This is a genomic window from Synechococcus sp. A10-1-5-9, from assembly GCF_047716785.1.
In the GTDB taxonomy this organism is placed as follows: domain Bacteria; phylum Cyanobacteriota; class Cyanobacteriia; order PCC-6307; family Cyanobiaceae; genus Synechococcus_C.
In genome coordinates this window covers 2,543,071-2,561,128 of the sequence record NZ_CP180406.1, presented here as the reverse complement: position 1 = coordinate 2,561,128, position 18,058 = coordinate 2,543,071, and the positions used below count along the sequence as shown (strand labels likewise).

At 59.3% G+C, this 18,058-nt stretch carries 19 protein-coding genes; 9 read left to right on the top strand and 10 right to left on the bottom strand.

Annotated features, from left to right (window positions below; all coding sequences use genetic code 11):
• Window positions 1-58: 58 nt before the first annotated feature.
• A complete protein-coding gene (locus tag ACLM45_RS13580) occupies window positions 59-1,105 on the bottom strand; it encodes a hypothetical protein (protein ID WP_415409795.1) in 1,047 nt (348 codons plus the stop codon).
• 449 nt (window positions 1,106-1,554) lie between these two features.
• Here ACLM45_RS13580 and ACLM45_RS13575 point away from each other — a divergent pair, with 449 nt between their 5' ends.
• Window positions 1,555-2,010, top strand: coding sequence for a hypothetical protein (locus ACLM45_RS13575; RefSeq protein WP_415409794.1), 456 nt, complete (start codon window positions 1,555-1,557; stop codon window positions 2,008-2,010).
• The gene (locus ACLM45_RS13570; protein WP_415409793.1) at window positions 2,010-2,183 is read left to right on the top strand and encodes a hypothetical protein; all 174 of its coding nucleotides are present in this window, start codon (window positions 2,010-2,012) and stop codon (window positions 2,181-2,183) included. The genes ACLM45_RS13575 and ACLM45_RS13570 overlap by 1 nt, the downstream gene beginning before the upstream one ends.
• 81 nt (window positions 2,184-2,264) lie before the next feature.
• Here ACLM45_RS13570 and ACLM45_RS13565 read toward each other — a convergent pair whose 3' ends face one another.
• A complete protein-coding gene (locus ACLM45_RS13565) occupies window positions 2,265-3,218 on the bottom strand; it encodes a hypothetical protein (RefSeq protein WP_415409792.1) in 954 nt (317 codons plus the stop codon).
• A 404-nt stretch (window positions 3,219-3,622) separates the two neighbouring features.
• On the opposite strand from ACLM45_RS13565, the gene ACLM45_RS13560 reads away from it, so the two are divergent.
• The gene (locus tag ACLM45_RS13560) at window positions 3,623-4,096 is read left to right on the top strand and encodes a hypothetical protein (protein WP_415409791.1); all 474 of its coding nucleotides are present in this window, start codon (window positions 3,623-3,625) and stop codon (window positions 4,094-4,096) included.
• A 59-nt stretch (window positions 4,097-4,155) separates the two neighbouring features.
• Here ACLM45_RS13560 and ACLM45_RS13555 read toward each other — a convergent pair whose 3' ends face one another.
• Complete coding sequence (locus tag ACLM45_RS13555) at window positions 4,156-6,036, bottom strand: recombinase family protein (protein ID WP_415409789.1); 1,881 nt, start codon at window positions 6,034-6,036, stop codon at window positions 4,156-4,158.
• A 386-nt stretch (window positions 6,037-6,422) separates the two neighbouring features.
• On the opposite strand from ACLM45_RS13555, the gene ACLM45_RS13550 reads away from it, so the two are divergent.
• From ACLM45_RS13550 to ACLM45_RS13525, 6 genes are all read left to right on the top strand, one after another.
• Window positions 6,423-6,782: a hypothetical protein gene (locus ACLM45_RS13550; RefSeq protein WP_415409788.1), complete on the top strand. Its 360-nt coding sequence runs from the start codon at window positions 6,423-6,425 to the stop codon at window positions 6,780-6,782.
• 354 nt (window positions 6,783-7,136) lie between these two features.
• A complete protein-coding gene (locus tag ACLM45_RS13545) occupies window positions 7,137-7,418 on the top strand; it encodes a 4a-hydroxytetrahydrobiopterin dehydratase (protein ID WP_415409786.1) in 282 nt (93 codons plus the stop codon).
• 37 nt (window positions 7,419-7,455) lie between these two features.
• A complete protein-coding gene (locus ACLM45_RS13540) occupies window positions 7,456-8,505 on the top strand; it encodes a CobW family GTP-binding protein (RefSeq protein ID WP_415409784.1) in 1,050 nt (349 codons plus the stop codon).
• A 55-nt stretch (window positions 8,506-8,560) separates the two neighbouring features.
• Window positions 8,561-8,704, top strand: coding sequence for a hypothetical protein (locus tag ACLM45_RS13535; RefSeq protein WP_006043567.1), 144 nt, complete (start codon window positions 8,561-8,563; stop codon window positions 8,702-8,704).
• A 136-nt stretch (window positions 8,705-8,840) separates the two neighbouring features.
• Window positions 8,841-9,884, top strand: coding sequence for an extracellular solute-binding protein (locus ACLM45_RS13530; RefSeq protein ID WP_415409782.1), 1,044 nt, complete (start codon window positions 8,841-8,843; stop codon window positions 9,882-9,884).
• 7 nt (window positions 9,885-9,891) lie between these two features.
• Complete coding sequence (locus ACLM45_RS13525) at window positions 9,892-11,484, top strand: ABC transporter permease (RefSeq protein WP_415409781.1); 1,593 nt, start codon at window positions 9,892-9,894, stop codon at window positions 11,482-11,484.
• On the opposite strand, the gene ACLM45_RS13520 is transcribed toward ACLM45_RS13525, so the two are convergent.
• From ACLM45_RS13520 to ACLM45_RS13490, 7 genes are all read right to left on the bottom strand, one after another.
• Window positions 11,463-13,643, bottom strand: a complete 2,181-nt coding sequence (locus ACLM45_RS13520; RefSeq protein WP_415409779.1) for a PhoX family protein — start codon at window positions 13,641-13,643, stop codon at window positions 11,463-11,465. The genes ACLM45_RS13525 and ACLM45_RS13520 overlap by 22 nt on opposite strands.
• A gap of 2 nt (window positions 13,644-13,645) precedes the next feature.
• On the bottom strand, window positions 13,646-14,143 hold the full coding sequence (locus ACLM45_RS13515; protein ID WP_415409778.1) for an esterase-like activity of phytase family protein: 498 nt from the start codon (window positions 14,141-14,143) through the stop codon (window positions 13,646-13,648).
• A complete protein-coding gene (locus ACLM45_RS13510; protein WP_415409776.1) occupies window positions 14,058-14,486 on the bottom strand; it encodes an esterase-like activity of phytase family protein in 429 nt (142 codons plus the stop codon). The genes ACLM45_RS13515 and ACLM45_RS13510 overlap by 86 nt, the downstream gene beginning before the upstream one ends.
• A gap of 104 nt (window positions 14,487-14,590) precedes the next feature.
• Window positions 14,591-15,556 (bottom strand): lysylphosphatidylglycerol synthase domain-containing protein, encoded by a 966-nt coding sequence (locus ACLM45_RS13505; protein WP_415409774.1) that lies wholly within the window; start codon window positions 15,554-15,556, stop codon window positions 14,591-14,593.
• Window positions 15,550-16,770 carry a nickel pincer cofactor biosynthesis protein LarC gene (larC, locus tag ACLM45_RS13500; protein WP_415409772.1) on the bottom strand — a complete coding sequence of 407 codons (1,221 nt, stop codon included), beginning with the start codon at window positions 16,768-16,770 and terminating at the stop codon, window positions 15,550-15,552. The genes ACLM45_RS13505 and larC overlap by 7 nt, the downstream gene beginning before the upstream one ends.
• Window positions 16,767-17,405: a hypothetical protein gene (locus ACLM45_RS13495; protein WP_415409771.1), complete on the bottom strand. Its 639-nt coding sequence runs from the start codon at window positions 17,403-17,405 to the stop codon at window positions 16,767-16,769. The genes larC and ACLM45_RS13495 overlap by 4 nt, the downstream gene beginning before the upstream one ends.
• Complete coding sequence (locus ACLM45_RS13490) at window positions 17,405-18,052, bottom strand: hypothetical protein (RefSeq protein ID WP_415409770.1); 648 nt, start codon at window positions 18,050-18,052, stop codon at window positions 17,405-17,407. Before ACLM45_RS13490 ends, ACLM45_RS13495 begins: the two co-directional genes overlap by 1 nt.
• Between the last annotated feature and the right edge of the window lie 6 nt (window positions 18,053-18,058).

The following is an 18,058-nucleotide window of genomic DNA, read 5'->3' as shown; positions in this document are numbered from 1 at the left end:
CTTCTTTCCCATGTACTAAATGATAAAGCAAAACAGGATTAGCGGGTATTAGAGACAATCAAGCAGGTATTCCGTAGCGATTAGCAGAACCGGAGAGAGGAAGGTTTGCCGCTTGGCGATGTGCTTCAGCGCGGAGGCGGCTAAGGCGCTCCTCCTCCGCCTCTTGATCGCTTAACCCATTCTTAACCTGCAGGGATTGATTCTTGGCGGGCGGCGATGCAACGGAAGAATTAACAAGGTGTCCATCACTGATGGCATCAGCAACGCGCTGAGAGGCGCCTGTGATCGCCTCAGAGGGCACTGCAATGGATACCAAGGGCATTTCCTTGTTAAGCGCCGAAGGCGCCCTCCTGGCCTCCAGAACGTTTTCACGAACAAGACCGTGAAAATCAGAGCCGCTGATGTTTTCGATCCACTGTTGACCGTTCCATGTCGGCGGCTCGTCAGTCATCAGATCGCAGTTTTCTTGCGGGATGATTTCCCAGATTTTTCCCTGCAATGCAGCGTGGAGACATTGCCCGGCATCACGCGATGACGGAGCAGCCTTGATCCAGGCCCATCCATGGGCAACCTGAAGGCCGACAGCAACTCGTCTGATGGCTTCGTCTTCGGTGTGTTCCAGAGCAGCCTGCTGAAGGACGTCGCGAGTCTGCGGATCGGAGAGAGGACCGCCGAGGCATTTCTGGACATGGTCAAAGAGCCGAAGGGCTATCTCGATTGCTTTTGAGCTTTTTGATCGATCGATAGGCGGCGCAACGGCGACAGCCGTTCGCCTTAGTTCTTTATTTCTACTGTCATCTACTCGAACATCTAAAGAACTATCTAAAGGTGCTCCCACGGAAGCACGGTGCGGAACCAGCGAAGCACGGTCCGTGCTCTCCTGAGAGCATGGTGTGTTCTCAGCGAAGCACGGCTGGTTTACGGATAGGGGCGATTTGGGTGCAATTTGCGTGCATTTTGGGGTCATTTCGTGGTCATTCAATGCCACGTCTTGATTTGACCCGTGCTCTCCAGGAAGCACGGTGATCAGATGACCGTCGTGCCGTCCGTATTTGTTGCGCACTTCAGTGATCTCTGCACCGTGGTGCTTGGCGATCAGCTTCAAAAGCTTCGTGACGGTGTTGCGTCCTTTTCTGAATGCCTCGGCGTAAGCCTTGGATGAGATGGGCTGATCAGGACGCCTGCGCCACATGCTGCGCAAGTTCAGATACGTCTCGACGTTGCCGCCAGGGATCTCCGCGAGGTGGTCATGGCTTAAGCCCAATGCAATGGCGTGAGGGATGAAAGGGTTATCGAGTTTCTGGCTGCTGCCCTTATTGGTTGGTGCCATAATCAGATCCAGACAACTTTCAGATCTCTTGGCCCTTGCAGCTGGTAACTGCGGGGGCTTTTTAGTGCCCCTGTCCAAAAGAGATCATTCTTCATTCTGGCAAGGCCAACAAGACCCGAGGCCTCAAGTCCTAATTGCTGGGTATAAGCCAGGGGCTTGAGTCTTGGCGAGGTGCGCGTTGAGCATCGACCGCATCTTCAGCCTCGATAAAATCAATAGGCAGGTTGCTTAGTAGCGGCAGCGCCTGCTCTCTTTTTTTTATGACTCAATCCAAGCCTCAACATCGTCTCGGACCACCTGGCGATCGACTTGATATTTACAAGTCTGTCCGCGATGGCAAAACGCAGGCACTACTGGAAAGCAGCTTTGAACGAGCTTGTCATGGGCTTTGGGCAATGACAGGCATCAATGAATTCAATGCAGCCACCGCTGCTGATCATTTCACCCAAATTCTGGTTGGGATGAACATCATTGCCGCTGACTGTTTGAATCAACATGTCACCAGTTCATTGCGTGAACTTGAGGACCGCACACCAGCACCTTTGCTGCGAAAAGCACGCAAGGTGATGAAACAGCTTGACGAGGGTTCAAAGCAACTGGAGCTATTTCAAGATCCTTTGGCGACGACGATTCCGAGCATTCAGGACGAGATTGACTTCCCTGAATTTCAGCCGTTCTAATGAACGCTGAGCTGAACAACATCGCTGGTCTGTTGGCAAAGGAGGCAGACCTGATCCAAGCGATGAGCCAGGACGGTGCTCCTGCGAAGCAGGAGTCTGTTGCGGAGTGCTATTCGGGGGGAGTCAGTCAATTGGCGCTACTGACGGGGCTCCTGCAGCTGGAGTGTCTCTAACTGGAATCAGTCAACGCCTGGGTGGTGTGAGGGGGTGACTCCTGAATCCAGCGGCGTTGTGGGTCTAGTCCAATAAATCAATCAGGCTGCCAATCGCTCCTGAAGGGCGGTGGTGCCGTGCAGGTTGGTGAAATTGCTGACCTGCTCCAGCAGTTGCCGCTCCGTCGCTTCGGTGTCCCGAAGACGCTGGAGCTGATGCTCATCAATGTGAGCCGTGATGCAGTCCCGTGTCATTTGGCGCAGGGTGTCGGGGTTGATGGCATCAACCTCAACGCTGATTTTGTGACCGAAGTTGGCGCTGCGGCTGTCTGACTTTTTAGTCGGACGGGTGGGCAGCCCCATTGCTTCGATTTGGTCGTGGTTCACCGCAACGCGGTGGAAGTGGAAATACTGCTGCAGGAAGTCATCGCCACCCGAAAGTTCGGTGATGAACTCCCGAAGGCGGGCTTCCGTGCTTCGGCTGATGTCCACACCGGAGGGATCGAAGTCCCCGAAGTAATAGACGTTGGCTGATGGCGCTTTGCCTGAGGTGATGACCCCATCGACTTGGCGGTATCGGCTGTGAATCTGTCGGGTCAGAGTCTCTGCCGCCTCTCTGATGAAGCTCAGGCTGGGGTAGCCCTTACAGGGCATCAGGGGCACATCGAACTCTGAGGTGACATCGATGAACACGCCGGTCAGTGCATCCTTCTCGATCCAGACCTCGCAGTAATCAGGGTTGGTGGACGGGTCCCACAAGGCGCGGCGGTATGCCCGCTGAGAGGACTCCAGCAGGTCACTGATGCCGCCGTAGGTGCGTGGCTTATGCATCCAACGGGTGTTGTCTGCCAGCCATTCCCAGGGCAGTTCACCGTTGAGCCTCATTTCCTTCGTGAGACGACAGACCGTGCCCTTGTATTCCTGCTCGGTCTTGTCGATGGCTCCAATAGTTGTCAGCTGATAAAACAGCTGCCGCACCGTCATCGGTTGATAACGGGCACACAGTTCGTAGATGGATCGCTTGATGCCGTCGATCTCGGCTTTGGTTCGGCGCATGGTTGCTTAACTCCAATGAGTGGTTTTCGCAGTTGCGCCGCTGGATTCAGTTATCAAGGTTCGGTGCCAATCTCAAGCCCCAAGGGCGATCTTGGCGGGAATTGTGTTTGTTGGACTAGACCAACAAGGGCTAGAGAGGTGTCTCCGGCCTTACTCTTATTATAGCGCCTAAATGTTAAGAACAGTTTAAGAATAGGTTAAAGTTTGGTTAACATTGGGTTAAGACCTGGTTAAGGAAAGTATTGCTTACTTCTTCCTGATTCCTGCCCTTATCTTACATCAAAAAACCGTCTGGTCAATATCAACAACTAGATCACCGCCTTGGTGCGCACCTCCGTGATCTCCCCTCCATCCACAACCATCAATTACTTGCGTGTCATCTAACTACGTGTCACAATGAGCCCATGGGCCAAATCACCGCTTACCTCAAATCAATCAGCCCCACCCCTGAGCTGTACGACGTCTGGCAGTCCGTCAACGACCGCATTTTCAACGGCTCCCTCAAGCCCATTCCCTTGATCATCGGGCTTTCAGGTCACGGCAAGCACGCCGGCTTCTGCGCTCCTGATCACATCGCCCTTCAGCCCAAGACCTACGCCTCCGGCGACTGGGGCGGCGTCTTGCTTCACGAGATGTGCCATCAAGCCGACCACCAGGAAGGGATCGAATACGTGTCTATCGGACGCGTCAGCAACATCCATAACTCAACCGCGTGGTGCGATCGGATCAACGGTGTGATGCAGCAGACGGGTGACAAGCGTTTTGCCGCTCCTTACAAGCGCAACCGCACTGGAGAAATGGTGGCCACCGCTGAAGCTCCAGCAGGACTGACTCTGATTCCCTTCGATCAACTCAAGTGCTGGCCGAATCAGTCCTGACCATGTCATCTAGTTAGGTGACAGGACGAACCGTCCTTCTGACGCCCCATCGCTCCGCCTCAGGGCTCCGCTCCGGGGCTCAGGTCCATCCACACCGGCTGATCACCTGCATCCAGCCCCATCGCCTCAAACAATGGCCGCATGTCCGCCAGGCCATCTTCTGACCGTGGCAGCTGTTTCATCAGCTCCAGCGCTTCTGCATCGACGTTGAACCACAGATCCTTGGCGTCGGTCATCGCATCACGCAACCCAGCCAGATCAAGACGAGGGTTCATCACCTGCCATTCAGGCTCGTGATCACCAATCGACAGACCCATCCGGTCACCATCGATCACCACCCTCAGCCCCAGACGTTGCAGGTGGTCATTCACCGCACGCCGATCATCAACATCATCCGCACCTGACGCAAACCGTCCCAGCAGCCCCTTCACTGCCTCGCTTGCATCAGCAGCCATCTGTTCACGGCTGCCGGTGGCCTGCAGGCTCTGCAGCTCCCTCTCAACAGAATCCAACGCCGAATAGGACTCCATCAACTCTTGCTGCAGCGTGGCCTGACGCTTGGCAAGGATCGACAGCACAGCAGGATCATCAGCTTCTGCCATGACCGTTTCACCAGCAGCAACCTTGGCCTTTGTGGTCTCCACGGTGCTGATCAGCTCCTGCCGTCGTGACGTGAACTGGCTGAGCTGACCTTGAACGTTCTCTCCGGTCTGACGCCGGAGCACTTCAAGAAAGTTAGAACTGGTCAATCTTGTGAGTAGATGCGCCTGGGCTGGCAACAGTGGAATCAGGCCAACATCACAAGCTGAAGCTCCATCGCGTTTGCCGGTGCAACGCAAATATCGATAAATGCCTTTTCCTCGCTTGGTTGTATTGCTGTAGGTCGTCAGCGTCGATCCGCAGGAGCAGGTGGTGAGCCGTGAGGCGATCCAATAGTTCTTGTCACTCCGCCCCCTGGCACCAGAAGTCAGCCGAGAACTGAGCAGAGATTTCAAAGCCTCATGCTCATCCAGCGTCAGCAGCGCTGGGTAATAGTCCTGCTGTTCAGGCTCAAATTCCCGTTCAGGCTTCCTTGGCAGCTGCTCTGGAGGAACACCCTGCCTGAGCTTGTGAGCGCATTCCTCCTTCCATTCACGAATGCGGGTGTTGTGGCCTGGGACCGCAACAGAACGAGCACCATGAAGCGCTGGTGAATGCAAGATCTGCAAAACGACCGTTGGAGCCCATTTGGAGATTGGGGCCTTTGGATTCGTCCTGCGTTTGAGAATGGTGCCGGGTGATGGCACCCGATCTTCATTCAGCTTCTTTGCGATCGTCGGTGCACCGGCTCCCATCTGAGACATCTCGATGATGCGCCGAATCACGTCGGCGTAATCGGTCAGCACCCATTCATCACCTTTGAGTGCAATCCAGCTAGGTGCCTTGCCGGGATTGGTTGGCTTGCCATCGCGAATAGCTTGACGAAGCCGATCACGATGATCAGTGATGCGGTCGCTGAGCTTCAGGCTGAACTCATGGGCACCACCCATCCAGAAGAGCAGCTCATGAAGCTCCATCTGGTTTTTGCGGACAGATTCACGGCTTATGTCTCTGCCCTTTTTCATCACAGCAAGCGTGACTCCAGCATTCAGCAAGTCATCAACAAGGACCGGCAGAAAAGCGAGGCTGAACTGACGTGAAAGCCGGTCGAGATCTTCGACTCCAAGAGCAACGGGCTGATCACCAAAGTGCCCGCGCTTCAGATCTGAAAGGAACCTGCCGAGATCACCATCAAGATTTGCGCCGGAGAAACCGCTGACACCTTCATCTGAATAGGTCTCGGAATGAAGGGTCCAACCACGTGCTTCGGCGTAGGCCAGGGCCTGATCTGACTGCCTCTGAAGCCCGCTGCCATCGACCTGCTCACCATCAGAGACGCGCCGTAGCGGAACCAGAAGCATCTGGAATTGATTGCTGTGTGCAGACTACCGTGATAGCGTGCTCTGAATCGAACCCAACAGCTGAGTTTCCTTGAGATAGCGGCCTAGTCGCACCCAAGCCGTTGCACTGCTCACGTCGTTGTCGTCCAAGATCCGGTATCAGCATGACAAACCGATTGAGTCAACGAAAAGCACAACCCAACCAGAACCGGAAGAGTGGTCGATACTGGCCGCATTCAGACCAACATCTCAGCGATGCGTCAGCAGACCATTCAATTGATTCTGATCCCCGCCTCCCTTGCCTTGGTTGGACTCCTGATCGGGTTCATCGCTTTGATACGTTGCGAATCCCAACTTCAATTCCTTCCTGGTCGGTCGGACGATCCTGCTTGCATTGAGGGAGCTCCTTGAAGAATTCTCAGGAGACTCTCATCAACAGACAAAAAATAATCTTAGAAAATAAAAACAATCGTCGATCAAGCGAGCGAATCTTGACTATTATCATTCGCAAAAGTTACTCCAAAACAGACATTACATTCCATACTCAGCTTGAAGCTGATTTGGCCGCAGGAGTACGGGGAGGCCGTAAAGCGAAGCTGATTGCACGAAGCTGGGTCGCCATCAGTCAAAAACAATTAACTCTTCAGGAATACGATTACCTGAGATTTCGAGCCAAGTGGATGAGTCGAACGATCTATGACATCAATCAGCGTTACGGAACATTAATCAATACCATCGATTCGCCAATCGAAGACAACGACTCTTAGTCCCTGCGGCAATAACCACCGCCTACGGATGACCATCCACGTGAGCAAGGCTTATCCATCTTTGGCCTGAGGGTGTAAGTCATCAGCCCCAAGGCACTGCAGCTTCCCTGTCCAGTATTGACGTAACCCGTAGGGCATTGAGCGGTCAGTTTCTTCACAACCCTCTGAGCCTGGGCGCGATCAATGCCAACAAGATTCAAGACGACAACAACTCCGGTCAGGATTCGCAATGAGCCCATGCTTCTACGGCGTTCAGCCAAAGGATAGGAAGCACGCTGAGTGCTGCGTTAGTCACATCTTGATTGCATTCGATGCTGGCGCGATCACAGTGGGATTCAATCGCTCTCGCAGTCCATGGCAGAACGTCTCAGAAGAGAGGAGCTCGATGCACTCAGCTCCTCTCTTCTCCACTGGCAAGTGGAAGGTGATCGACTGAAGAGGGAGTGGCGATTCAAAGATTTCAGTGAAGCGTTCTCCTTCATGACACGGGTGGCGCTCCTGGCTGAGACGATGCAGCACCACCCCAACTGGAGCAACGTCTACAACCGGGTGTCGATCGAACTCACGACGCACGATCTTGGCGGGCTCAGTGATCTGGATGTTCAGCTGGCCCGATGCATCGACGGCCTCAGCTAACAGCTGCCACGATGGAGTGACGTGCAGAAACCTCTGAATGACAGGCACAGCTCAGTCGGCCAGCACCGTGCCAGTAACCATCCTCACAGGCTTTCTCGGAGCTGGGAAAACCACGCTGCTCAATCACATCCTCAGCAATCAGGACGGCCTCAAGACAGCCGTGCTGGTGAATGAATTCGGTGAAATCGGGATCGATAACGATCTTGTGGTGAGCACCAGCGACGACATCGTGGAGCTCAGCAACGGCTGCATCTGCTGCTCGATCAATGGCGAGCTGCTTGAAACCGTTGATCGCATCCTCGAACAATCCAGAGATTTGGATTATTTGGTGGTGGAAACCACCGGGCTGGCCGACCCCCTGCCCGTTGCCATGACATTCCTAGGCAGCGAACTGCGAGATCAGACGCGCCTTGATTCGATCATCACCCTGATTGATGCGGAGAATTTCAGCGAGGAGATTCTCGCCAGCGAGGTGGGGCGCTCCCAGGTGATCTATGGAGACATCCTTCTCCTCAACAAAACCGACCTAGTCGACGCAGCGCGCCTCGAAGCCATTGAAAGCAGGCTGAGGGAAGTGAAGACCGATGCGCGGATTCTGCGCTCAGAGAAGGGGGAGGTTCCCCTGCCGCTCCTCCTGAGCGTTGGCCTGTTCGAATCGGATCGCGTTGTGAACGCGGCTGAGGATCACGACCATGGGCACAGCCACACTCACGACCACGACCATGGGCACAGCCATGATCATGGCCACAATCACGAGCATGAATCCGCTGATCACCTCTCGATCGAAGGCTTCACCTCCCTGTCCTTCCGCAGTGATGGGCCCTTTGGCTTGCGCAAGTTCCAGAATTTTCTTGACAATCAGCTTCCTGAAAGTGTGTTCAGGGCCAAGGGAATTCTTTGGTTCAACGAAAGTGAGCGCCGGCACGTCTTCCACCTAGCTGGCAAGCGCTTTTCCATCGACGACAGCGACTGGCCTGGCAAGCGCAAAAACCAGCTGGTTTTAATCGGTCGTGATCTCGACCACGACACCCTGCGTCAGCAACTCCAGGCCTGCGTGGCAAAGGATGCCGGTCAAGGATTCGCGTGATTTCACCACTTATTGCCAATGTGATTAGGCTGACAACCAACGTGGAGAAGGAACGATGGAACTTCTTGCAGCGGGCAGCCTGCTCATTGCTCTAGGGCTTGCCTTCTGGCTTCTCCTTGATTCCGACGATGACAACGGTGGAGGCGGCTTGATGGAACCCACCCTTGTTCCGATTCCTGTGCGGCGCACAGACCGCTGATCAGCAGTCAAGAGCTCTCAATGCCCCCGCAGCGATCGGGGGTTTTTTTTATGGATGAGCACGGCCCGAACCAAGGCGGCAAAAAGCAAACCTCCCTTATTGAGTACGATTCTCAAATTCAATTAATTGCTCATCCATGCGCAAGCTTCAATTGGTCTGGAACCGCGGCCGAAGATTCGGCCTTTCACTCCTTCTGGCGTCAACAGCACTCCTGGCCGCCTGCAGCCAAAAGGGTCAGCAGCCTGAAATCGGGGTGTATTCCGGCCGCCACTACAACACTGACCAAAAGCTCTACGACCGCTTCACCGCCAAAACAGGCATCAAAGTCAAGCTGCTGGAGGCCAAGGATGATGCCCTGATTCAGCGACTGCGAACCGAAGGCGACACCTCACCGGCCGACGTGCTCATTCTTGCCGACGCCGCACGTCTGGACCAGGCAGCCGATCTTGATCTCTTTCAACCTGTGCGTTCAAAGCAACTAGATGCTGCGGTCCCCGCAGAGCTGCGCGATCCCAAGCAGCGATGGTTCGGACTCACCCGCAGGCTGCGCACCCCCATGATCAACACCGCATCGGTGCAACCCGAAGAGGTTGATCAATACCAGAAGCTGGCTGCTCCGGCCTTGAAAGGTCGCCTCTGCCTGCGCAATCGCCGCAGCGTGTACAACCAGTCGCTGGTGGCCTTCATGCTCGACCGGGAAGGAGAAGAAGCAACCGCCCAGTGGATCCGCGGCATGGTCGACAATCTCGCCCAACCGGTCTTCAGCAGTGACACCCCAATGATTCGGGCCGTGGCCCAGAACAAGTGCGGCGTGGCGCTCGCCAACAGCTACTACCTCGGACGTCTGCAGGCTGGCGACAAAGGGGAAACTGACCGAAAGCTCAGTGAAGCGGTGACCGTGGTTTGGCCCGAACCGGTTCACGTCAACATCACCGGCGGCGGTGTGACCCGTTCAAGTCGCAATCCCGAAGCCGCTGCTCGCTTCCTGGCTTTCCTGGTCTCTAGCGAAAACCAGGGGGGCTATGCCGCGGCCAACCACGAGTACCCCATCAAGGGCATGGGAGTGGATCCAGTCCTCAAAGCTTGGGGCTCCTTCCGCCAAGCTGATGTGTCTGCCGCTCGCCTCGGTGAACTGAATGGCAAGGCTGTGGAACTGATGAGTGCCAACGGTTGGCAATGATCAACGCGTGAAGAGCATCAGTCCCTCCATTCCCTGTCCCCTGCCCCAGGGCACAAGCCCACGGGGCAGTCGATGGGTTCCAGGCCGGCGCTTGCTGGTGGCCGGTGCCCTGCTGGTTGCAATCCTGGCGCTGCTGCCGGTGCTCGGACTTGTGGGGGAAGGCCTGCAGGGGCTGAGAAACGGCAACGCCAGCCTCGGCTCAGACGGTGTCAGCCAGCTGCGCGGAACCCTCGTGCTTCTTCTGGGGACTGGCTTAGCAGGAGGTCTGCTCGGAACCGTGAATGGTTGGCTTCTGGCGAACTGTCGGTTCCCTGGTCGCCGCTGGCTGCGGATCGCCCAATTGCTGCCCCTGGCCAGTCCCTCTTATTTGCTGGCCGCCACGCTGGTGGATCTGGGAAGCCTCCATGGCCTGCGCATCCATGGCTTGAGCTGGGGGGTGGCCGTGATGGCCCTCAGCACCTACCCCTATGTGTTCCTGCTGAGCACCGAAAGCTTCACCATTTGCGGACGTCGACAACTCGAGGCCTGTCGATGCCTCGGTGTCGGCCCCTGGAACAGCTTCCGCCGCATTGCACTGCCGATGGCCCTGCCGGCCATCGGGGCCGGCGTTGCCCTGATGGGGATGGAAGTGGTGAACGACTACGGGGCCGTTCAGCTGTTGGGGATTCCCAGTCTTTCAGCTGGCATCCTTCAGGCCTGGCAAATGGACGGCAATCCCGCGGGGGCCGTGGGGCTGGCACTGATCACCCTTTGCATCGTGATGCTTCTGGTGTTCGGAGAACGGCGCTTGCGCCGGCGCAGTCGCCGTTGGGCAGAGGGCGTGGCCGGCGGTGAATCCCCCGCCTGGCACCTGGAGGGACTCCGGGCCGTGCTGGCTCAGGTGCTAGGGGGCATCCCTCCGCTGCTGAGCCTTGGGATTCCATTGATCTGGGCGTGCCACAACCTTGGGCAACTAGCCGCCGGTTGGCAACCGGAACTGCTGCTGCTCACGGCGCGCAGCCTCACCCTTGGCCTCGCAGCCGCAGTGCTCACGGGCCTAGCGGCCTTACTGCTCGCCATCGCCAAGCGCTGGAGTCGCTCCCGATGGCTGGGGAGCGTGACCTTCCTCGCCGGAATGGGCTATGCCATTCCAGGTGCCGTTCTTGCCCTGGCGCTGCTGTTGCTGGGCGGCCCCTGGCAACTCTCCCCGATCCTCCTGCTGCTTTGGGGATACAGCGATCGCTTCCTGGCCGTAGGCAAAGGGGGGCTGGACGCCGCCCTGGAGAGGCTCTCTCCAACCCTGGACGAAGCGGCAACGGGCCTCGGACTGCGCTGGCCCGCCGTGCTCCGCCGCGTGCATCTACCCCTGCTGCGTGGACCGCTGCTGGTGGGAAGCCTCCTGGTCTTTGTCGACACCGTGAAGGAACTCCCCCTCACCCTGGCGGTGCGTCCGTTCGACTTCGACACCCTCTCCATCCGGGTGTTTCAGTACGCCAGTGACGAACGCCTCGCCGCCGCCCTCTGGCCGGCCCTCATGATCCTCACCCTGGGATTGCTGGCTGCAACAGCGTTGATTCCCAAGCTCAGTCGAGAAACAGATCAGCCCTCCAGCAGCGGCTGACCGTTGCGTCGCTGCACCGCCACCACGCCAGGGCGAGGGGGGCGGCCGGGTGCCTGGGCCGGCCAGTTCGAACCCATCGCGACCGTGCGCAGCTGTTCGATCACCCCTCCATCACGGTCACGCAACGTGTGCACTTGCATTTCCTGGTCCCTGGGCCCCCGGGCACCGTGGACTTCACCAGGGTGCTGAATGGCCAGAAACAGGGCCCTCTCCTGGTCATCCAGGCTGAGTCCGCAAAGCTCACACTCCATCGGCCCGGTCGCAAAGCAGGCGGCCCTTTCGGCCTCGCTATCGCCGGTTCGGGGCACAAACCAGCAGCTGTTGTTGCCGAACTGATCGCTGGCCGAGGATTTGGCCGAACGGTCGGTCACGATCCAGAGATTGCCTTGGCCATCGAGCGCCAGGTTGTCGGGATTGGTAAAACCCAGACCGCCAGTCCAGGGTTCTCCGCCGGTGGCCGCCATGCGCCAACGGAATGCGCCACCACTGGCCTCGCCGCTGCGGGCCGGATCATCCGACAGACGCATCACCCAGCCATGGCCCCAGATCGCTTCCCCATTGGGCCCGCGGAAGATGGCGGGGTCCGGACCACCGGTGGTGCTGGGATAGCCCGAAGTGAAGGCGATCAATAGGTCTCCCGTTAGCGGATCGATCTCCGTGTCTTCAGGGCGGGCGGTGGGAGTTCCACCTGCCGCTCGGGCCGCCAGGTGGGCATCCACCAGGATGGCTCCTTGTAGGAGTTCTCCTTCCCCCGAATAAAGACTGCCCAGCGTCGGGAAGCGCTTCGCGTAGGCCTGCACCGCGGCGTCCTCGCGAAAGAACTCCGCACCGGCACGCCGGCGATCGGAATGGGGAAGCTCCACTGGGCAACTCAGGCCCGCCTGCGTGAAGCGGCTGGGCAGGAACGGCCGCACTGGTGAATCTGCACGCAGGGGGAGCCATTCACCGGTTCCATCCACAAGGAAGCGGGCCACCTGCAGCTCACCGTTCTCGAGCAACCGCGAGTTACCTGGATCGCGAGGGGTTGTCACAGGCTCGGCGCTGACATAACGGTAGAGATGGCCGCCCCGGCGATCACAGCCGGAGTAAACCCGCAGCGGAGCACCCGCTTCAGCGCGAAGCGCCACTGCCTCGTGGCGGAAACGCCCCAGCGCCGTGTGCTTGCGCACTGGCGTTTCGGGGGCTGCCGGGTCGATCTCCACCATCCAGCCGTACTTGTTGCCAGCCAGGCCATACACATTGCCCAGTCCCCCCAGCCGGGTCTGCCGGCAGACGAAGGGACGTTCGGAGGGAGACACCGCGCTGCCATCGGCGAACACCGGCTCCGGCACCTGAGATTGAAAGTTCTCCTCCGCACTGAGCACCGTGCCCCAGGGCGTGGTACCGCCTGCGCAGTTGGCAAAGGTACCGATCACCTGATCACCGAGGCCATCGTCGTAGCCCATCCGCTCGGAGCGGCGAAACACCGCGGCCGCAGGCCCGGTGCTTTGCAAGCGCTGGGAGGGATCAGTCCAGCCAGCCAAACCATCCACCCGACGCTCCACAGGATCACTGCGGCGTGCCCACTGGCCATCGCCATTCCGGCTGATGGCGATCACCCCCAGCCCGAGATCCGCCATGGCTTCATCGCTGACGGAGCGAATCAAAGCCAGCAAACGCTCATTGCCCTGCAACGCAGTGCAATCGATCACCCCGTCGCGGGAGGCGAGAGCTGCGACCAGTTGCTGCCAGGGCAGTGGGCGGCCGACCACCTCGCGGAAGCCCTCGGTCCAGGGCAAGGCACTGATGTACTCAAAATTCACCGTGAGCAGAGCATCGTCCGATCCGCGGGACACAAAGCCGAGATAGTCGTTGTTGAAGCCGAAGCGCCCCTGGGGCATCGGATCTCCCCAGGCCGCGATCAGATCGGCGCGATACCCCTCGGGAACCACCAAGCGGTCCTCCACCGCAATGCGCCTATACACCTGCTGCTGCTGCGCAGCCGTCAGGCCATCACTGTCCACCGGCAGTGGAGTCGGCACCGGTTTGAAAGGCCATTCAGACGAAACAGGCACCCCTGAATCAGCGGCCGCAGCGGTCTGGCCCCGGGGCCGGGATCCCACCAGACCGGCAGCTCCAAGACCCAGCAACGCAAGAACGGAACGGCGAGGCAGGGTCATGATCAAAACTGAAAGCGACCGGACGGGCAGCCTGAACCGCGACGCGGCACCAGCAGCGACACCCAGCTTCGCTGAAGCGGATTGAAATTGTCGTCACTCACCAGCACAAGCACGACCCGGCCGTCATCGAGTTGGGGCCCCCAGGCCATCCCTTCCCAGTTATCGGCAGGCAAGCCGGCCTCCAGCAGATCCCAGCCTTGGGAGGGGACCAAGGGCGGCGCTTCCTCCAGAGGGGACGTGGGCAGGGGCAGCATTTGCAGCTGCGCAGTCCAACGCTGGGGCGGCACATAACTGCGCAGAAGAGCCAGCAAAGCCGGTGGAGCATCCAAGGCCAGAAGCTCCGTAAGGCCCAGTGAGCGGGATGCCGCGGCCCCCGCAGGACCGAGCGTGATCCGCCCCAAGTTGCGCGGCGGCTCACCGGTTGCCTGAACCGCCAGTGGCACCAGGTCTTGGTCCGCCAGAGGGCTGTCCTGCACCAGGGGAGCTTCGGCGGCCTTCACTGACGATCCAGGCCTCGTCTCCGGCGAGCACCAGGCCTTCACCATCAAACCCTTCAGGCAGCAGTTCACCCGCACCGTCCCTGAGCAGCAAGCGGGGGCCGGCTCGCAGAGCACCTCTACCAGTCAGCTGTGCCCGCAAACCGCTGAACGGCACCAGATGCCCTCGGGGGGCATCACTCAGAAGCCAGAGCCGATCATCGTCCTGGTCATAGGCCGCCGCTGAGAAGCCCCCCATCGGCTGTCCATCAGAGCCCGTACGCGGCAGGGGAATCGTGCGCACCAGCTCCCAACCAGCAGCGAGTGGACAGGGCAACACCTGAGCGGCCGTGGGCGGTGTCTCCATCTCAGAAGCTCTCCATATCCAGGCCCTTGGGTTCGATGCGATACAGCCAAGTGATCACTGCACCCAGCCAAGACGTGTTTGCCACCATACACACCATGGATCGGTTAGGCCTTTGAGGCCAGCCAACGCGCCGACAGAGCCCTATCCGCCCACACGCCCCCGGCAGCCAAGACATCCGCCAAGGTGACCACCAGGCGGTAACTCAACGCCACAGCCAAAAGCGGCGCCTCAGGAACCGACTGCCCCAGCCTCAGCAGAAGCACCGCCTCAAAGACACCCAAGCCTCCTGGGGCTGCCGGCACCACCAATCCGGCCGTCCAGGCCAGGGCGAAGGCCGCCAGCCAAGCGGTGATCGACAGCACCTGATTGAGGCCAAACACCTGCAGGCAGGCCCAAAATCCTGAGAAACGGCAGGCCACAAACAGCAGCTCAGCCAGCAAGGGGCTCCATGGGTAGCCATCACGGCCGCTTCCGTACTGCTCGGGTTCAGTCAAAACACCTGACGCATCGTCCTGCACCCGGTTGAGCTGGCGCAGCCGCTGACGCTCGAGGCGACGCAGAAGCGGCTCCCGCCAGCGAGGCAGGAGAAGCAGGGCCGGCAGAGGAGCGAGCAGCGACAGTCCGCTCTGAAAGCCCCCGAAGGGCACCCAGAGCAGTGCGGCGACAGCCATCAGCATCGGCTCCAGCAACACGGAAACCAGAGCCGGGCCCGTGCCGATGGAGGGTGCTAATGCCCTCACGCGCTTCACGAAATGCCAGATCCCACCGGGGAGGTACTTGAGAAGATTGCTGCTGAGATAGAGCGGCAACAAAGGGGTCTGGCCAGTGCCATGGCCCAGCCAGAGAACAAGGACTCTCCAACTGACAGCATTCACGACCAAGCTGAGCCAACTCAGCCCGATGGCCAGCATCAGCCACCACCAGCCCAGGGCCGAAATCGTGAGGCTGCGCAAGCCCGCAGCATGCCCTTTGAGCGCCCAGGCGACGAAGGAAAGGGTCAGCAGCGTCACCCACAGCTTCAGGCCACCGGGCAGGTAGACAGGCCATTGCAAGCGGCGCAGCTTCAGCATCGCCAGTCCTCCCACGGCTCGAACCCCTCACCATCCAGCCGCAGCTGGCTGAGCAGACGGGAAGGTGTCAGTCCACTCTTGTCGGCCAGCTGCTGCAGAGCATCACGTTCCGGCTTGACCTCAAGTTGTCCATCCGGACGCCGGGCCTGCTTGGCAGCCAGGTCCCCCCAGGACGTGGAGAGCATTCCCCTGCGCCGGGGAAGCACCCAGCGCCCCTGGTGCCGTTCCCTTAGCCCCAAAGTTGGACTCTCTCGCCACCAGATCCGCCTCAGCGCGTCAGCATGGTCTGCTCGCACCAGGGCGGTCACGGCCGTACCAGCCCGGCCTTTCTTCATCTGAATGGGTGCACAGGCAACATCCTGGGCCCCACCGCTACGAAGCTGCTCAACCAACCAGGCAATGGCTTCAGCTGAGGCATCGTCAATCCAGGCCTCCTGCACCACCAGGTCCTGCCACTGGGGTTGATCAGAAGCAGAACACTGAGCGGGCTGCACCTGGATTAGACGCAACAGGTTGGGACGATCAAGTTGGCGATGCCCCAGTCCGATCCCTGTAGCGACCGGTTGAAGAACCGATGGCCAGCCAAATCCATCAGCCTGCAGGGCCATGAGTGCCAATCCTGTGGGTGTGGTGAGTTCGGCCTCAGGCCACCCCATGCCGCCGAGCAGGGTCAGCCCATGCCGCCTGGCCAACTCCAGAACCGCAGGAACGGGAACGGGCAACACGCCATGGGCCGTGGTCACCGTGCCCCGACCTGCTGGTGGGGGCTGGCAAAGCAAGGAACTGACCTGCAGATGCTCCAGGGCAGCGCAAACCCCCACCACATCGACAAGACTGTCGATGGCTCCTACTTCGTGGAAATGAACCGCCTCGGGGTCAGTGCCATGCACCGCTGCCTCAGCCTCAGCAAGGGCTTCAAATACCGAAAGGATCCGTTGGCGCAACGGCGCAGACAGGGGGGAGGCGCTGATGCGATCACGCAGCTCACGCCAGTGCCGATGGGGCGGCTCGTCTTCCGTACTCTCAACGACAAGCCTTAAGCCACGCAGACCGCCGCTGGACGCCTCCTCAACGCTGAGGGCGTAGGCATGAGCGAACCCAAGCTGGCGCAAGGGCTCATGGATCACCTCCTCGGGAACACCGAGATCCAGACAAGCCGCCAGAAGCATGTCTCCGGCGAGACCGGTGGGACAGTCAACAAACAGGGAGGTCATGCTGCCTCCGGTTCCAGGCCCTCCAGCAGCCGTTCGGCCACAGCCTCAAGATCATCGCGGTGATGGCGAAGAAATTGTTCCACCTCTCGCCGTGCCCGGCGTTGCTCCCGTTGTGCTGTCTCCACATCCTGACCAGACAGACCCCAGATCCGCCCGAGCAAAGCCCGGTCGTCCTCGCCGCCCCGCGCTGCTCCCTCGAGCAATACTTCAGCCACAATGCCGGCCTGCAGCACTCGACTCCAGCGGCGAAGCTCCTCAAGGGGCAGACGTGCTTGATCAGGAAGAGCGAACTCGGTCGCCCCATTGCAGCGCAAACCGGCTTCAAGACAGGCCCGCGTTCCAACCAGCACGCGCTTCACACCCAGCTGCTCGTCGCGGGCCACGAGCCAGTGACCGGCTTCATGGCGTGCCACCCGGCGCAACCGGGCTTTCCCCCCCGGCAGAGCTTCGGCCACTAGGTGCCCGCCCATCCCTTCGAGCTGGGAGGCATCCACCGTGAGTCCCAACAATCCACCACCGATGAGAAGGGCGATCCAAGCCGGAGACACCCCGACAAGGGGCCCAAACACAGCCAAAGCTGTGCAGCCAGCGACGGCAAGACCCGCAGTGGTGGATGAAACAGGCGTCGACGCCATCAGCTACTGACCGGTCGCGTGCTGGAGGCACCACGACGGGCTGCACCACCTCGCCCCTTGCCGCCGCGTGTTGGCATCGGAGCAATCACTTCTGAAGATTCGATCTGAAGCAACTGGCCCTGTCGGCGCACATCAAGGCTGACGAAATGCCGCAGATGCTCCAGAGCAAGCTGACCTTTCAGCTGCAGCTTGAAAGGAAGAGGCCGAAAGCCATCGGCGCGGGGTTGCTGACGCACCTTCACCACCACATCCGCCGTCTCGGCCTTGGTGTAAACAAGCTCCCCTCGGATGGAAAAGTAGTCATCACCTTCAGGCAACGAGTCTTCGGCGGGAGCACTTCCTTCAAGGTCATCCGAGCGAGACAGCGTGCTGGGTTCCCAAATCCCGGCAATTTGAAGATGCAGATGCTCCTGTTCTCGGCAGCGGGGATACACAACCCACAGATGAGGCTGACTCATATCCAAATGACGGCGCATCAACGTGAGCATCCGTCCCAGCACCACACACTCCAAGGCCTGGCCATCGGAATCAATCAGCTGTCCACGCGTGGACTTCTCATCAGAGTCCGCACGGAACTCTCCGCGGACGACACCGATGGCCCTGTACTGAAGCGGCTCAGTCACCGCGGGAATAGGATGGTTGCGCATCGGTAT

Excerpts from the sequence above, each read along its gene's own strand:
- ACLM45_RS13545 (WP_415409786.1), top strand. The coding sequence starts at position 7,137 with ATGGCAGAACGTCTCAGAAGAGAGGAGCTCGATGCACTCAGCTCCTCT.
- ACLM45_RS13555 (WP_415409789.1), bottom strand. The coding sequence starts at position 6,036 with ATGCTTCTGGTTCCGCTACGGCGCGTCTCTGATGGTGAGCAGGTCGAT.
- ACLM45_RS13570 (WP_415409793.1), top strand. The coding sequence starts at position 2,010 with ATGAACGCTGAGCTGAACAACATCGCTGGTCTGTTGGCAAAGGAGGCA.
- ACLM45_RS13530 (WP_415409782.1), top strand. The coding sequence starts at position 8,841 with ATGCGCAAGCTTCAATTGGTCTGGAACCGCGGCCGAAGATTCGGCCTT.
- ACLM45_RS13535 (WP_006043567.1), top strand. The coding sequence starts at position 8,561 with ATGGAACTTCTTGCAGCGGGCAGCCTGCTCATTGCTCTAGGGCTTGCC.
- larC (WP_415409772.1), bottom strand. The coding sequence starts at position 16,770 with ATGACCTCCCTGTTTGTTGACTGTCCCACCGGTCTCGCCGGAGACATG.
- ACLM45_RS13505 (WP_415409774.1), bottom strand. The coding sequence starts at position 15,556 with ATGCTGAAGCTGCGCCGCTTGCAATGGCCTGTCTACCTGCCCGGTGGC.
- ACLM45_RS13520 (WP_415409779.1), bottom strand. The coding sequence starts at position 13,643 with ATGACCCTGCCTCGCCGTTCCGTTCTTGCGTTGCTGGGTCTTGGAGCT.
- ACLM45_RS13560 (WP_415409791.1), top strand. The coding sequence starts at position 3,623 with ATGGGCCAAATCACCGCTTACCTCAAATCAATCAGCCCCACCCCTGAG.
- ACLM45_RS13495 (WP_415409771.1), bottom strand. The coding sequence starts at position 17,405 with ATGGCGTCGACGCCTGTTTCATCCACCACTGCGGGTCTTGCCGTCGCT.
- ACLM45_RS13565 (WP_415409792.1), bottom strand. The coding sequence starts at position 3,218 with ATGCGCCGAACCAAAGCCGAGATCGACGGCATCAAGCGATCCATCTAC.
- ACLM45_RS13540 (WP_415409784.1), top strand. The coding sequence starts at position 7,456 with ATGACAGGCACAGCTCAGTCGGCCAGCACCGTGCCAGTAACCATCCTC.
- ACLM45_RS13490 (WP_415409770.1), bottom strand. The coding sequence starts at position 18,052 with ATGCGCAACCATCCTATTCCCGCGGTGACTGAGCCGCTTCAGTACAGG.
- ACLM45_RS13510 (WP_415409776.1), bottom strand. The coding sequence starts at position 14,486 with ATGGAGACACCGCCCACGGCCGCTCAGGTGTTGCCCTGTCCACTCGCT.